Source organism: Ferrovum sp. JA12, from assembly GCF_001431705.1.
Taxonomy (GTDB): Bacteria; Pseudomonadota; Gammaproteobacteria; order Burkholderiales; family Ferrovaceae; genus PN-J185.
In genome coordinates this window covers 406,111-419,934 of the sequence record NZ_LJWX01000002.1, presented here as the reverse complement: position 1 = coordinate 419,934, position 13,824 = coordinate 406,111, and the positions used below count along the sequence as shown (strand labels likewise).

The following is a 13,824-nucleotide window of genomic DNA, read 5'->3' as shown; positions in this document are numbered from 1 at the left end:
GGTTCTTTACTGTGCAGTGAATATTGACATTCTAGCGAATATTCAATTGAACAGCAATATTTACTGTGCAGTGAATATTGTTAGCTAGTTCCAGACGTCCCGGCGTTCCGCCGTCGGGCTCGCGGGCGGTTGCCCCACGCCTCGTGCCGAGTCGCGGCCATGTGGCTTTGATCTCTGACGCCTCCGCCCCTTCGGGCCTGCGCGCTGCGCTTGCCATGTTGGCAGTGGAGTGTGTGGGAGGCGGCCTTGCTGTTCCCTTTAACGTACCACGTCGTTCTCGCCGTCAAGGGCTACGCGCTTAGGCGCTTGCGTCCTGGCGGCCGTCTGCGACCCCTGACTGCTGCGCTGCGTCGTGTTTCGCCGGTTCCGGGCAATTCCGCCCGATTCGGACAGGAGCACGATCATGTCGCAACTTTCTCTTTCTCTCGATTCCTCCCTTCTCGTTCGCGATGTCGCGGGCGTCTACCGTCCGGCCAATGCCGACGAGGTGTTGCAAGCTGCGCGGCGTGTACTCGCCGGGCAGATGCGCGGCTGCGAAGCGCTGACCTCGCCGCAGGTGGTGCGCGACTTCCTGCGGGTCAAGCTGGGGGCGCTGGAACACGAGGTGTTCGCCGTCATCCATCTGGATGCGCAGAACCGGGTCATCGACTACGTCGAGATGTTTCGCGGCACGGTGAGCCAGACATCGGTGTATCCGCGTGAGGTGGTCAAGGAGGCACTGGCCAGGAACAGCGCTGCGTTACTGCTGGTGCATAACCACCCGTCGGGTGCAGCCGAACCCTCGCGGGCCGATGAGCTGCTGACGCAGACGCTCAAATCGGCGCTGGCGCTGGTGGACGTGCGGGTGCTGGATCACCTGATCGTCGCCGGTAGCGCCATCCTGTCGTTTGCCGAACGCGGGCTGTTGTAGCCCGAGGGGGCTTTGCCCCCTTTTTTTGCTGTGTCCTTGGTTTGGCGAAAAAGCTGCGCGCTGCGCTTGCCTCCAGGGGTCGGCTGACGCCCACCCCGCCGCGCAGGCTTGGCGCCCCGCAAGACCGCCGAACAGGCTGCGCCTGATCGGCCTGCGCACATTGCTGTTTTCGCGCTGCGCGCTTTGTCCACTCCCATCAAGGCGTGCCTGCGGCACGCAGCAGCGCTCGCCGCGCGGCGTTGGTCCGTCGATCATCTGGCCGTAAGCCGGTCATCCGTCTTTCCCTCTCCTTCATCACCAATCCCGCGACCGTAGCCAGCGGTGCCTGTCCGTCAAGGCGCGCAGGACCGTGTCCTCGCTGCGCTGCGGGCCGCACCACCCTGCGCTTTCCTCCTTGACCGCCAGACCCTCGCTGACCCGGTTGTTCGCGGGCGATGAACTCAGGAAAGACGGCGGCAACGGCGACCAGCCCAGGTCACTGCGCCGAACCCACCAAAGCCAACACCGGGCTCCGAATCTTGGAATCCGGTCAGCTTTGAAACCACAACCTGTAACCACTGGAGAAATACCATGCAACTCAGTTCCCGTTTCGCAAACGCTACACCCATCTTACGCGCCGACCATCCGTTATCGGATGATCAGATTCGCAGCGTAGCCCCTTCCATCTTCGCGGAGGAAAAGCACCAGAGCCGATCCGACCGCTACACCTACATCCCGACCGGAGAGGTATTGGGTGCCCTGCGAAAGGAAGGCTTCCAGCCGTTCATGGTTTGCCAGACGCGCGTACGCGATACCGGCAAGCGTGAACACACCAAGCACATGCTGCGGCTACGCCACGCAGCGCAGATCAACGGCGCGGAGGCCAACGAAATCATTCTGCTGAACTCGCACGACGGCACCAGCAGTTATCAGATGCTGGCGGGAATGTTCCGTTTCGTTTGCAGCAATGGGCTGGTATGCGGCGACACCATGGCCGACCTGCGCATCCCGCACAAGGGCGACGTGATCGGCCAGGTGATCGAAGGTGCCTACGATGTACTGGATGGGTTCGAGCTGGTGCGCGAACGTCAGGAAGGGATGGCCGCCATCACGCTGGACCACGGCGAATCGGAGGTATTTGCCCGCGCCGCGTTGTCGCTGAAATACGATGACCCGGTCAAGCCTGCGCCCATCACGGAAACACAATTGCTGCAGCCTCGACGCCGGGACGACGACCGGCCCGACCTGTGGAGCACGTTCAACCGCGTGCAGGAAAATCTGGTTCAAGGTGGGCTGTCTGCACGCACGGCCAACGGACGCAGGAACCGCACCCGCGCCATTCAGGGCATTGATCAGAACGTCAAGGTCAACCGGGCGCTGTGGATACTGGCCGAAGAGATGAAACGGCTCAAAGGCTGACATCCGAGGGGGCTTTGCCCCCTCACTTGGGCGCAACGCAACGGCGGAGGCATACAACGCCGCCGCGCCGCCCGGCCTTGTCAATCCGGGCGGCGCGGCAACAGTCGGAAAGCGACTGCCCGATGGCGAAATGACTTTCGCCATCCCTGTTTTTGTTCATCCGTCGAATGAGTTCGCCATGCTTTTGGTTGGGCATCCGATCCCAAAAAACGCGCCCCGCCGCTTGGGCGGGGCGCTGAGGACGACAGGCGTTGCCGCGCCGGGCTGTGCAATCACGCGCCTTACCCGACGCTGGCGGGCAGACTGCCATAAACGACGGCGGCTCACCGACAAGCCGTCCACCATGCCGAGACCTAACCACGCCGTGACCACTCAAATCCGCACCGATGAGAGAGGCGTTCATCCTTGTTCATCCGGAACTTACCTTGCCTGCGATGAGGTGCGTGCCGGCAACGCTTCTGTGCAGGGATGCCGGAGCCATGCTGCCTTTCGGTGAGGATCACACCCAACGGCGGCCTTGGCTTGTCGTGAATCCTGGCGAGGCAGCGGCTGCGCCTCGGGCTTCATGGCTGCAACCGTCCGGCCCAACAAATTTCCCCGGCACTGCGTGCCTTCCTCGCGAAGCAAATTTCTTGTTCCTCCCAGTCCTCCACTACGTTGCGGCCGCTGCGCGATGCAACCCGCCCGTACCTCGCCCTTTGGATCACCGACAAGGCCGCGATGGGCGCGACCTTGCACCACCAAAAGGAGATTCATCATGGCAAACATCGGCACCTTCACCGCACAGAACGACAGCTTCACCGGCACGGTTCGCACCCTGACGCTCAACGTCAAGGTCAAAATCGTTCCGAACGCCAAGGAAAGCGAGAACGCCCCGGACTACCGCATCGTCGCCGGCAACTTCGAGATCGGCGCGGCGTGGAAGAAAATCAGCAAGGCAGAGCGGCCCTACCTGTCGGCGACCCTCGACGATCCGTCGTTCCCGGCGACCATCTACGCTCGTCTGGTCGAAGGCGAGGACGGCGCGCACAACCTGATCTGGTCGCGCAGCAAGGGCGACTGATTGTCGCCCTCAGCGCCCCGCCCAAGTGGCGGGGCGCTTTCGAGTTCAGCGTCCGCGTTGGACGCATTTCCGTAAAAGCGCCATTACGGCTTCGTGCATCGGCGGCAAGCCGCTTTCACGAATTTGCGATTCCGTGGAACTCAGTCAATGCGCGGAGCCGGCTTCGTGCATCCGTTGTTTTTACAGGAAAGCGGTTTCGATATTTTCAGGGATCGAGAAACTCCGTGCGTCCACCGGCTGATGCCGGGGCGCGCTGTCGTGCTGCGCATCGAGCCACCCTTGGCGTCTCGCCCCTTCGGCTTCCATCACTGACGCCTGCGCGCTTCGCTTGCTGTAACTGTCAACGGTGGGGGCTGGCTTGCTGTTCCCTTCACCTTACCACGGCGTTCTCGCCGTCAAGGTCTGCGCGTGCCTTGCACGCTAAGGTCTGCGCGTGCCTTGCACGCTGGCGTCCTGCGGCCGTCTGCGAACCCTGACTGCTGTGCTGCGCCGTGCCTCTCGCGGTCTCGGGCAATCCCGCCCGGAATCCTTCCAAGGAGAAGACCATGACGAAGCTCATCACCGACGAACAACGCGCACAACTGCTAGCCAACGGCAGGCAGTCCCTCGAAAACGAAAACTTCGACCCACCACCCGTGGTCAAGCTGTTCACCCCTGACGCGGGCGCGACCTGGCTGCTCACCGAGATCGACCCGGACGATCACGACCATGTTTTCGGACTTTGCGATCTGGGGCAAGGTTTTCCGGAATTGGGCTATGTAAGCCTGGCCGAGCTGCAATCGGTGCGTGGCCGACTTGGCCTTCCGGTCGAGCGGGATCTGCACTTCATAGCGACGAAGGCGATCAGTGCCTATGCGCGTGAAGCGCGGCTCGCGGAGCGCATCGTGACGTAGCCGTCACGCGGGCGCTGCCGCTGGGCAACGCTCTTTTCTCGCCTACTTGCCCTTCTGGGCCTGGATGGCGGCCAGCTCGCGCCGCACGCGCTCGATGACTTCGCTCACCCCCTTGCTGTCGCCGCCATAGGCCAGCGTCAGCAGTGTGAGCGGATGCACGTCCATGACCTCGCACAGCTCGGCGACCTTGCTCAAGGTCGGGCTTTTCAGGCCACGTTCGAGCGAACTCATGTACGTGCGGCTCGACACGTCCGAGAAAGCTTCCTGGCTGAGGCCACGGGCTTTTCTGACTGTCTTGAGCGCCGCAGGGAATGAGTTCTTCGATGTCATCAAATCGTTTCATGCAAAACAACGATGACACCTGATCGCGCCCTATAGGACTACAATCTATAGTGTTCATTTGAAGTCTTCCCTGCTTGAATTTGTTGCGGGCGTGTCTATGCTGAAAGCCGCTTTTACTGACATCATGGCTTCCGTACTTACGCAATCGCCGATTCGTGTACCCACGGATTCGGTGGAATCCGCTTTGGCAATTTGGCGCAGAAGCGCACTTGTACATTCAAGTTTTGACTCATCGACACGTTTGCGCAAAACTGACACCGCGTTGATCGTAACCCCTTGCGCGCAGCAACCATGAAACCACTCATCAACGACGATCACCGCAACCAACTGCTGGACAACGGTGCTGCCGCCGCGCGCGGCGAGAAGCGCGACCCGCTGCCGGTCGTCAAGCTGTTCACCCTGGACGCACACGCGACCTGGCTGTTGACCGAACTCGATCCAGACGACGGCGATACCGCGTTCGGCCTGCTCGACCTCGGCATGGGCAAGCCGGAACTCGGTTATGTGAGGTTGTCCGTCCTGGAAGGCATTCGCGGGCCGCGGAACCTGGCCGTTGTACGTGATCTGCATTTCACGCCAAAGCGACGACTGTCTGAGTACGTCCGGCTGGCGCGAACCGATGGATCAATCAACGATTGATCGATTCCTGTTGGCCTGCTGGTGGCGGGCCACTCCATGCGATGACATAAAGGCTCGCATTGCGTCTTCTTGGGTCTGAGTCCAGACATTGTTTGTATTGATCGTTACTCAGTCCTGCAGCGGCGCAACGCGGTCGCAAATAGTGCGAATGTCCGGCCCGTTGTTGGCCACCTTGCCGACGCAGACTGATGATGGAACTTTACTACCCCATCGTCATCAACTTATAACCTTGCGTTTATTGTGATTAACTCATAACAGTCGAAGACCGAGGCGGTCTTGCCCACCGTGTCCCCCGTGGCGATTGGTTTCTTTCTAACCGAGAGGAGGTTTCGCCATGGCAGATTCGAGCGCCGTTCACTGGCATCCCAGCGCTGCATACCTGTACGTCCTGCATCTGGACGGCCCCGCGCTGGCTTGGGAATACCTGCGGCGCAACCCGGAATACAGGCTCGCCTGGCAACACCACCGGCACCGTCCGCAACACGAAGCGCAACGCTGGGGCTTGCGCCTGCTGGAAGACCCCACGCGCGATGCACGCGACGCGCACCCCGACTGGTTCCCTGATCCTTCTTCGGTAGTCCAGGTCTATCCCGATGCCGATCCCACAGCCGATGCGCTGCCGTTCCAGCTCTGGTGCTTCCCCGGCCGCAAGCACCTGACGCACGACGGCAAGCGCTTGGTGCTGACCACCCAGCTCGTCGACCACATGCTGCGCATGGCAATATCGCCCGCACTGGAAGACGGCATGGCTTACGCCTATGCCGTCCGCGCCGGTTGCCAGCTCCGCGAGCGCTGGCGCGCAATCGAAGCCGAGCTGGCGGTGCTCGACGCCGCCAACGCACGCCGCGCCGCGATAACAACGAACAGGCCAAGCCGCGCGGCTATGCTCCACATGCGCACCCTGCAGGCGCTCGACGGCACGCTGGCGGGTGCCTCTCAGCGCGGCGTGGCCGAAGTGTTGTTCGGCATCACCGCCGTCGCCGAGCGCTGGTATGACGACAGCGATCTGCGCGCCCAGGTTCGCCGCTTGATCCGGCGCGGGCAGACGCTCATGGCTGGTGGATACCACCGCCTACTCTAACTCGGCAGGGCCGCACAGGGACGTTAGCGCAGCAACGCAAAACGTCCCTGCGCAGAACGCCTGACTTTCCCGAGACTGCTTCCATCCGGCGGCGATTGCTTCGTCGGCGATCTTGACCGATGGAGGCCCATGCCATGAGACCCGCACCGTTACGGCAGTATCCCGTACCCGCTGCTACCCAGCAGCCTACCCTGACCACGCAGTCTGTGCGCTACCTGACTAACAACGAAGCCGCTGAGTTCCTGCGGCTGTCGCCGCGCACGCTGGAGAAACAGCGCGTCATCGGCGGCGGGCCGCGCTTTCGCAAATTCGGCCGGCGCGTGATGTACGCCGTCGCCGACCTCGAAGCGTGGGCCGATGCACGCAGCTTCGAGATGACTTCCGACCCCCAATACACCGAACAACACGCCGCGCGCCGTTCCGGCTCGCGCTGATCGGCGATGGACACCTTTGTCGATGGCCATCGGGCGCGACCCGCAGCGCGAGCAGCTCGAACTGTTCCATGCTTTCTCGGGCGAACTGCCGGCGCGCGATGCGCAAGACCTGATGGCGTACCCGTTCTTTTCGCTGGCCAAGAGCAAGCGCACGGTGCCGATCGACTTTCGCACCAGCAGCGTGACGGTGCGGGTCGAAGGCACCGCCGAGCATGGCCTGGCGACGATCTGGGATGCCGACATCCTGATCTGGGCCGCCAGCCAGATCGTCGAGGCACGCGATGCGGGCATCCGCTCGTCGCGGCTGATGGCGGCCACACCCTACGAAATCCTGCGCTTCATCGGTCGCGGCACGTCGCTGCGCGACTACCAGCGCCTCAAAGCTGCGCTGGATCGCTTGCAGTCCACCAGTGTTGCCACGTCGATCCGTCAGCACAATGCACGGCGCCTGCACCGCTTCTCGTGGATCAACGAGTGGAAGGAGCGCGCGGACGGCCAGGGCCGGCCGCTGGGCATCGAGCTGATCCTGCCGGACTGGTTCTACGCCGGTGTGCTCGAAGAGAGCCTGGTATTGACCATCGACGCCAACTACTTCCGCTTGACCGGCGGCATCGAGCGCTGGCTGTACCGCCTGGTGCGCAAGCACGGCGGCTGGCAGCGCGACGGCTGGCGCTTCGATTTTCCGCAGCTGCACCGAAAATCCGGCAGCCTGGCGCGCTTCACCGACTTCGCCTACGACCTGCGCCGCATCGTGGCGCGTCAGCCTTTGCCGGGCTACACGCTTGCCATCCTGCGGCCGAGGCATGGGCCGGAAGTGTTGACCTTCCGCGCCGTGCCGTCCACGGCACCGCTGCGACCCGGTGGCAGCTTTGGTGCCGGCCAGGGTGTCATCAGCGTGCCTGTGGAAAAGCGGTGAATCCGCTCGTGCTATCGGGAGTAGAAATCCTCGTGCTATCAGGCGCAGCGCTGTCGTGCTATCAGGAGTACGAACAGGCCGCAAAGTGTTGTGTGGCGCGGGTCTCTGCGCCTCTTAACTTAGTTTCTAACTTTGAATCTATAAAACTAACGATAAGAAGAGCCCGCGCGCTGTGGATAAACCGGTTCGCCGGAGGCCACGCATCATGATCATCGCGCTGCTCAACCAGAAAGGCGGGGTCGGCAAAACGACACTCGCCACGCACATTGCTGGCGAGCTGTCCTTGCAAGGCAGCTCAGTGATCCTGCTCGATGCCGATCCGCAAGGTTCGGCACTCGATTGGACCCAGCGCCGTAGCCAGAATGGTTTGCCAAGATTGTTCAGCGCTGTCGGTCTGGCAAGGGAAACCCTGCATCAGGAAGCGCCAGAACTCGCCAGGCGCTGCGATCACATTGTCATCGATGGCCCACCCCGAATTGCCGCCCTCGCGCGCTCCGCGTTGCTCGCGGCGGACCTGGTGCTGATTCCCGTTCAGCCCAGTCCCTACGACGTATGGGCCAGCGCCGAGATGGTGTCGCTGATTCGCGAAGCGCAGGTGTTCCGGCCAACGCTACGCGCGGCCTTCGTCATCAACCGGCGGGTCAGCACCACGGTGATCGGGCGCGAGGCACGTAATGCGCTCACCGATCAACCGTTGCCATCGCTGTTGTCGGAAGTTCGCCAGCGCATCGTGTTCGCCGACAGCGTGGCCAGGGGTCAACTCGCCCACGAACTCGACGCAGACAGCAATGCCGCACGCGAGATCGCGGCGCTCGCTGCTGAAGTGTTGAGGATGGCGCCATGAAGAATGGGAAACGGGTTGCCATCGGTGCACGCCCACCTGCCAATCCACACGCTGATGCCTGGGTGCGCCAGGGTGATGGTGCAGACATCGGAAAAACCGATCTCTACACCGCCCGGTTGACCCTCGATGTGACGCCGGCGCTGCGCGCCCGCATCAAGATTGAAGCCTTCACAAGCGGCATCACGGTCGCCGAGATGCTGCGTGCGCTGCTGGAACATGAATTCCCGGAGAAACAGCCATGAGTGCGCTGCCGCAGGCGGCCAGCAACGTACCACCAACACCACGTCCCGTGCTATCAAGCGTTACGAACAACACGCCGCTGACGCGCGTGTCGCTGGCGTTCGTCGAACGTCGGATCAACCTCTACCTGCGCTTCGGCCATCCGGTGCGCGAACTGCGGCTGGACCGCTGGCGGCACAGCGCGATCTTCACACCGGCGGCAGTGTTCTGCCGGGTGCGCTGGGAATCCAACGACTACGGTACGACGCGCTGGCAGCTCATGATTTTGCAGGCCTGCTCACCGCTCGATGACATTCAGCGCATCGCCGGCATCCGACCGGGCGCGCGTCTGCTGCTGCGCGCCGAGGGCGAACAGCAAGTGCAGTCAGTGCTGCCACATATCGACGCCATCGAAACGCTCGGCATCGATCCGGTGGCGGTGTCACCCGCGTACTGGCGCACGCTGGGTAATCGACTGTCTGCGCGTTTGCCGCTGCCGGCTTACACGGTCGAACGGCATGCCGCTTACCTCGCGGGCGAGGTGTTGCGATGAACACCCGCGTCCATCGCTGGGCCGTCGTACTGTTCACCGTCCTCGGCATCGCTGCGCTCGCCTGGCCGTTGGTTCATACACCTGTTGCGCGCCTCGTCTATAACCCGAGTGACAGCGTGCCACGCGGCTGGTATCGCATCGGCCTACCTGACTCGCTGCACGTCGGCAGTATCGTGCTCGCCCGGCTTCCGGCTGACGCCGCCGCACTGGCTGCACGGCGTGGCTACCTGCCTGTGCACATCCCGCTACTCAAGCGCGTCGGCGCTATGTCACCGCAACAGGTGTGCATCAAGAAGCACATCGTTCGCATCGACGGCGTGGCGGAAGCTGTCGCCCGCACAGTCGATGGTCGTGGCCGTCCACTGTCGGCCTGGCAGCAATGTCGGCGGCTTCATGATGGCGAGTTGTTCCTGCTCAGTGCGACGAATCCGGCGTCATTCGACAGCCGGTACTTCGGTCCCATTGCTGTCTCCGCCGTGATCGGCAGCGCGCAGCCCTTATGGACGTGGGGCACGCCATGAACGTGCAGCCCCACTGCATATCGCTTGCACCACAACCTGCGGTTGCGGTGCTTCACCCGTGCAGACAATCGCAGCCTGACCGTCTGGGCCGGTCGCGTCAGCGATCGGAAAAGACGGAGGGCAAGATAAAAGGACGCGGCACTTCGTCGCGTCGAAAGCCTTGTCTGCACGTGGGTTGGCGCGGCACGCGCTTTGTGTGGCAATGTGCCGTGTGCGGCACGAAGTCCGCGCCAGCACTGATCGAATGGCGTGCTTTGTCCGCTGGGCTTGGCAGTGCTGCGCTGGAGTTCATGCCATGAGCAAGCAGGACGATGACCGTTTCCGCGTCCGCCCCAGCGCTCCCAAGAACCGACAACAGAAGTTCGTCTCGCAGGTTTTGAAGGAGGTCAGCAAGGCTGGCGGCAAGTCGGTGCGCAAGTCGGGAACCCGGCCCGGCGCACGCCTTGGTCGCGGGCATGTAGCCGCCAGTTTCACCGGCCGCTCCGCGCAGCCTGGCTCACGGCGCGTCACCATCAAGACCCGGCTGGTGAACCTCAAACAGGCCGGGGCACGCTCGACTACCACGCATCTGCGCTACATCGAGCGGGAGGGCGTGGGCCGCGATGGCGAACCGGGCCAGGCCTATGGATCAACAACGGACAACGCCGACCTGGTCTCCTTCGAGGAACGCGGACGGGAGGATCGGCACCAGTTCCGCTTCATTGTCTCGCCCGAGGACGCCGAGCAGCTCGACGAGCTTCGCACCTACACCCGTCACTTGATGAGCCGCATGGAAACCGATCTGGGAACGAACCTGGACTGGGTGGCGGTGAACCACTGGAACACCGACAACCCGCACACCCACATCGTGCTGCGCGGCAAGGACGATACGGGCAAGGATTTGATCATTTCCCGCGACTACATCGCGCAAGGGATGCGCGAGTGCGCCGCCGAACTGGCGACCGAATGGCTGGGGCCGCGCACCGATCTGGAGATCCAGCAGAGCCTGCGGCGGGAGGTCGATCAGGAACGCTGGACCAATTTGGATCGCACGCTGCAACGTGAAGCGCAAGGCGGGCTGATTCACATGAATCAACCTGCCAGCGATCCATCGCACAGGCAGCAACGCGTGCTGCTGATCGGCCGACTGCAACGCTTGCAGCACATGGGGCTGGCGCACGAGTCATCGCCCGGCGTGTGGGCCGTCCACGCCGATGCCGAACAGGTTCTGCGGGCGATGGGCGAGCGTGGCGACATCGTGCGCACGATGCAGCGGGCCATGAGCGGTGTGCCGCGCGACTTGGCAGTGTTCGAGCCGGGCGATAACGCACGCTCTGTGGTCGGCCGGGTGGCGGCCAAGGGTATGGCGGACGAGTTGTACGACCGTGGCTATCTGGTGGTCGATGGCACTGATGGCAAGGCCCACTACGTCACCCTGAATGCCAAGGTGGAGCTGGAGCAGTATCCGGTGGGGGCGATGGTCGAAGCACGCGGTTCAGCCGAGTTCCGGGCGGCCGACAAGAATATCACCGCGCTCGCGGTCGATGGCCTGTACCGCACCGACCATCACCTGACGATGGCCACGGTCCAGGCCACGCCTACGCGCGACCCCAAGGAGGTGGTTGATGCCCATGTGCGCCGACTGGAAGCGCTGCGCCGGGCGGGCATTGTCGAGCGCGTAGCCGAAGGGGTCTGGCGGGTGCCGACGGACCTGCCCGAGCGAGGTCGGCAATACGATGTGCAGCGGCTGGGCGGCGTGTCGGTGGAACTGCGTTCGCACCTACCCATTGAGCGGCAAGTCCGCGTGATCGGCGCAACTTGGCTGGATCAGCAGTTGATCGGTGGCGCCAGCGGTATCGCCGACAACGGCTTCGGCGGCGAGGTGCGCGAAGCGCTGCGGCAGCGGTCGGATTTCCTGGTCGAACAGGGCTTGGCCGAGCGGCGCGGACAACGCGTGATTCTGGCGCGCAATCTGCTGGGGACGTTGCGTGGACGCGAGATAAATGGTGCAGCCAAAACTATCGCTGCGGAAACCGGCCTCACACATCGCCCCGTTGCCGATGGGGGGCGCGTGACCGGCACCTATCGCCGCGATGTGCAACTCGCCAGCGGGCGCTTTGCGATGCTCGACGACGGCATCGGTTTCAGCCTGGTGCCGTGGAGACCAGTGGTGGAACAGAGGCTGGGGCAGACCATAACTGCTGTCGTCCGTGGGTCATCGGTCACCTGGGATATGGGGCGACGGCAGCTTGGCCGGTAGGCGTAGGGCGAATTGGAAAATGGTGGCCGCCGTTGCCAACAATGCATGTGCACAGCTAACAGTTGGGGGCTTCAATATTGGTGGTGGAACAAAAAAAACCGAACCCGCGTCCGCATCCTGAACAGAATGCAACGTTTCGGCCTTGAGGACACGGTTTCGATGATTTGTCCAGGCTGATTGCTTGCTCGGAATAAAGCGGTGGCGCATAATATCACTCAACTTTAGACATTCAGCATCAAAATAACGGCCACTAAGGCGGTAGCAAAGCATTAATTTTGGACGTAAAAATATTCACGAAATGAGCAAAAAACACTTGACAGAAGGAACGATTCGCGCGGTCGCCGCCCTGCACGCGAGGGTTTTTGTCGTGTGCAGGGCGGCGACCAATGAGGCGTTTTTTACCCCTCGTTTTGTGTCCCATGACCTACGCTCAAACTGCCCGTCTCTGCTTGTCAAGTTGGATTACCCATCTGCTCACTGCCGTACCACCCCGTTCACGCGCCACTTTTATCGAGCTGCTGTGCGGCTGCCTGATTTCTCCGGAAGGATGGGTGACACGCGCGATCAGCGCCATTACCCGACGACGTCATTGGACAACCTATTACAAGCTGCTGGAGCGCGGCAGCCTGAGGACGCTGCGTCTGGCGCGAGCCTTGTTCGAGTTGGTAGCCGAGACGCTGCCCGAGGCAATACTCAATCTGGTGATCGACGACACGCTGATTCTGCGTCAGTCCAAAACAGCGCCGGGCAGTGCCATTCGGCACGACCATGCCAAAAAAACCAATCAAACACAATTCGTACAGGCGCAATGCTGGGTGACCTTGGGCATCAGCGTTCTGGGTGGTGCGGGTCGGAAGTATGTACTGCCGATAGTGTCCCGTTTAGTGCCCGCCACTGGCAATCGGAACAAGCTGACCATTGCGTTGTCCCTGGTGCGCGGCCTGGCTCCGGTGATGAAGGGCAAGCCTGTCCGGATACTGTTCGACGCCTGGTTTATGCGGGCGCGACTGGTGTTGCCGCTGCTATCTCGAAAGATGAGAGTGATCGGTCAAGCGCGGCGCGACACTGCGCTATTTCTGCCGCCCGTCTTATTGAAAAAACGTGGGCGAGGACAGCCAAGAAAATACGGCGTAAAAATGACACCGGAAGCGATCCTGGCTTTGCCAGTATCCGAAGTAAAATTGACGTTGTATGGCAAGGAACAGTTGATACGCCTGCGCTCAGTGATGGCGATGGCACGCTTTCTCAAAGGCACGTCGGTACGCGCAGTATGGTGCGAATTTTACGATGTGGACAAGCAGAGTTGGTCAAAGGCGCGACTGTTGTTGGCGACCGAAACGGAGCTGAGTGCCGAGGAAATCTTGCGCCTGTATGCCCGTCGCTGGGGTATCGAACCGTTGTTCCACAACCTGAAACGCTGGTGGGGCGTCAACAATCTGTGGCAGCAAAAACGCATCGTACTGGAACTGTGGATGCAGATTCGATCCACCGCATGGACACTGGTTCAGCTACTGAGTTTGGTGGTGGAAGAAAGCTTCCCTATCGGTGCCGTCGCCCCTTGGCGAGACAAGCAACCGCTGACCGGCGGTTTGGTGGCGCAGTGGCTGCGCATGGAATTTACCGGACTTGCGTTTCGGGACGGTTTCAACCGGAAGTCCGCGATATTCACCTTTCCGGAACAGCGCGGCGACCCAAGATTGCGAGTGTAGTACCGCCATCAGCAGCACTCAGTATGCGTTTTAATCGTTTCGGACTCAATTGTGTCACCGCTC

Annotated in this window: 16 protein-coding genes; 15 read left to right on the top strand and 1 reads right to left on the bottom strand. The window is 62.0% G+C overall.

Annotated features, from left to right (window positions below; all coding sequences use genetic code 11):
• Positions 1-77 precede the first annotated feature (77 nt).
• The 5 genes from FERRO_RS10195 (at position 78) to FERRO_RS07070 (ending at position 4,264) form a co-directional block, all read left to right on the top strand.
• A complete protein-coding gene (locus FERRO_RS10195) occupies positions 78-302 on the top strand; it encodes a hypothetical protein (RefSeq protein ID WP_160318117.1) in 225 nt (74 codons plus the stop codon).
• A gap of 101 nt (positions 303-403) precedes the next feature.
• Positions 404-910 (top strand): RadC family protein, encoded by a 507-nt coding sequence (radC, locus tag FERRO_RS07095; protein ID WP_056930182.1) that lies wholly within the window; start codon positions 404-406, stop codon positions 908-910.
• Positions 911-1,480: 570 nt separating this feature from the next.
• Positions 1,481-2,308, top strand: coding sequence for a DUF932 domain-containing protein (locus FERRO_RS07085; protein ID WP_056930180.1), 828 nt, complete (start codon positions 1,481-1,483; stop codon positions 2,306-2,308).
• A gap of 757 nt (positions 2,309-3,065) precedes the next feature.
• Entirely contained in the window at positions 3,066-3,371 is a 306-nt protein-coding gene (locus FERRO_RS07075; RefSeq protein ID WP_056930178.1) for a DUF736 domain-containing protein, read from the top strand.
• Positions 3,372-3,916: 545 nt separating this feature from the next.
• Positions 3,917-4,264: a DUF2958 domain-containing protein gene (locus FERRO_RS07070; RefSeq protein ID WP_056930177.1), complete on the top strand. Its 348-nt coding sequence runs from the start codon at positions 3,917-3,919 to the stop codon at positions 4,262-4,264.
• A 42-nt stretch (positions 4,265-4,306) separates the two neighbouring features.
• Here the strand turns inward: FERRO_RS07070 and FERRO_RS07065 are convergent, their stop codons facing one another.
• Entirely contained in the window at positions 4,307-4,594 is a 288-nt protein-coding gene (locus FERRO_RS07065) for a helix-turn-helix domain-containing protein (RefSeq protein ID WP_056930176.1), read from the bottom strand.
• A gap of 303 nt (positions 4,595-4,897) precedes the next feature.
• On the opposite strand from FERRO_RS07065, the gene FERRO_RS09975 reads away from it, so the two are divergent.
• From FERRO_RS09975 to FERRO_RS07010, 10 genes are all read left to right on the top strand, one after another.
• The gene (locus FERRO_RS09975) at positions 4,898-5,245 is read left to right on the top strand and encodes a DUF2958 domain-containing protein (protein ID WP_082601233.1); all 348 of its coding nucleotides are present in this window, start codon (positions 4,898-4,900) and stop codon (positions 5,243-5,245) included.
• A gap of 334 nt (positions 5,246-5,579) precedes the next feature.
• Positions 5,580-6,326 carry a DUF2285 domain-containing protein gene (locus tag FERRO_RS07055; RefSeq protein WP_056930174.1) on the top strand — a complete coding sequence of 249 codons (747 nt, stop codon included), beginning with the start codon at positions 5,580-5,582 and terminating at the stop codon, positions 6,324-6,326.
• Between the two features lie 134 nt (positions 6,327-6,460).
• Positions 6,461-6,760, top strand: coding sequence for a helix-turn-helix transcriptional regulator (locus FERRO_RS07050; protein ID WP_056930173.1), 300 nt, complete (start codon positions 6,461-6,463; stop codon positions 6,758-6,760).
• 22 nt (positions 6,761-6,782) lie between these two features.
• A complete protein-coding gene (locus FERRO_RS07045) occupies positions 6,783-7,676 on the top strand; it encodes a replication initiator protein A (RefSeq protein WP_056930172.1) in 894 nt (297 codons plus the stop codon).
• 205 nt (positions 7,677-7,881) lie between these two features.
• Entirely contained in the window at positions 7,882-8,520 is a 639-nt protein-coding gene (gene parA, locus FERRO_RS07040) for a ParA family partition ATPase (protein ID WP_056930171.1), read from the top strand.
• Positions 8,517-8,762, top strand: coding sequence for a hypothetical protein (locus FERRO_RS07035; RefSeq protein ID WP_056930170.1), 246 nt, complete (start codon positions 8,517-8,519; stop codon positions 8,760-8,762). Before parA ends, FERRO_RS07035 begins: the two co-directional genes overlap by 4 nt.
• Positions 8,759-9,292, top strand: a complete 534-nt coding sequence (locus FERRO_RS07030) for a DUF2840 domain-containing protein (RefSeq protein ID WP_056930169.1) — start codon at positions 8,759-8,761, stop codon at positions 9,290-9,292. Before FERRO_RS07035 ends, FERRO_RS07030 begins: the two co-directional genes overlap by 4 nt.
• On the top strand, positions 9,289-9,813 hold the full coding sequence (locus FERRO_RS07025; protein ID WP_056930168.1) for a S26 family signal peptidase: 525 nt from the start codon (positions 9,289-9,291) through the stop codon (positions 9,811-9,813). The genes FERRO_RS07030 and FERRO_RS07025 overlap by 4 nt, the downstream gene beginning before the upstream one ends.
• Before the next feature lie 295 nt (positions 9,814-10,108).
• Positions 10,109-12,052 (top strand): relaxase/mobilization nuclease and DUF3363 domain-containing protein, encoded by a 1,944-nt coding sequence (locus tag FERRO_RS07015; protein WP_056930166.1) that lies wholly within the window; start codon positions 10,109-10,111, stop codon positions 12,050-12,052.
• Between the two features lie 419 nt (positions 12,053-12,471).
• Positions 12,472-13,761: an IS701 family transposase gene (locus FERRO_RS07010; protein WP_192839864.1), complete on the top strand. Its 1,290-nt coding sequence runs from the start codon at positions 12,472-12,474 to the stop codon at positions 13,759-13,761.
• Positions 13,762-13,824: the final 63 nt, after the last annotated feature.

What these genes read in the sequence shown, in the direction of transcription:
- radC (WP_056930182.1), top strand. Translation starts at nt 404, where the DNA reads ATGTCGCAACTTTCTCTTTCTCTCGATTCCTCCCTTCTCGTTCGCGAT.
- FERRO_RS07065 (WP_056930176.1), bottom strand. Translation starts at nt 4,594, where the DNA reads ATGACATCGAAGAACTCATTCCCTGCGGCGCTCAAGACAGTCAGAAAA.
- FERRO_RS07050 (WP_056930173.1), top strand. Translation starts at nt 6,461, where the DNA reads ATGAGACCCGCACCGTTACGGCAGTATCCCGTACCCGCTGCTACCCAG.
- FERRO_RS07015 (WP_056930166.1), top strand. Translation starts at nt 10,109, where the DNA reads ATGAGCAAGCAGGACGATGACCGTTTCCGCGTCCGCCCCAGCGCTCCC.
- FERRO_RS07045 (WP_056930172.1), top strand. Translation starts at nt 6,783, where the DNA reads ATGGCCATCGGGCGCGACCCGCAGCGCGAGCAGCTCGAACTGTTCCAT.
- FERRO_RS07035 (WP_056930170.1), top strand. Translation starts at nt 8,517, where the DNA reads ATGAAGAATGGGAAACGGGTTGCCATCGGTGCACGCCCACCTGCCAAT.
- FERRO_RS07070 (WP_056930177.1), top strand. Translation starts at nt 3,917, where the DNA reads ATGACGAAGCTCATCACCGACGAACAACGCGCACAACTGCTAGCCAAC.
- FERRO_RS07025 (WP_056930168.1), top strand. Translation starts at nt 9,289, where the DNA reads ATGAACACCCGCGTCCATCGCTGGGCCGTCGTACTGTTCACCGTCCTC.
- FERRO_RS07075 (WP_056930178.1), top strand. Translation starts at nt 3,066, where the DNA reads ATGGCAAACATCGGCACCTTCACCGCACAGAACGACAGCTTCACCGGC.
- FERRO_RS07055 (WP_056930174.1), top strand. Translation starts at nt 5,580, where the DNA reads ATGGCAGATTCGAGCGCCGTTCACTGGCATCCCAGCGCTGCATACCTG.
- FERRO_RS07010 (WP_192839864.1), top strand. Translation starts at nt 12,472, where the DNA reads ATGACCTACGCTCAAACTGCCCGTCTCTGCTTGTCAAGTTGGATTACC.
- parA (WP_056930171.1), top strand. Translation starts at nt 7,882, where the DNA reads ATGATCATCGCGCTGCTCAACCAGAAAGGCGGGGTCGGCAAAACGACA.
- FERRO_RS07030 (WP_056930169.1), top strand. Translation starts at nt 8,759, where the DNA reads ATGAGTGCGCTGCCGCAGGCGGCCAGCAACGTACCACCAACACCACGT.
- FERRO_RS09975 (WP_082601233.1), top strand. Translation starts at nt 4,898, where the DNA reads ATGAAACCACTCATCAACGACGATCACCGCAACCAACTGCTGGACAAC.
- FERRO_RS07085 (WP_056930180.1), top strand. Translation starts at nt 1,481, where the DNA reads ATGCAACTCAGTTCCCGTTTCGCAAACGCTACACCCATCTTACGCGCC.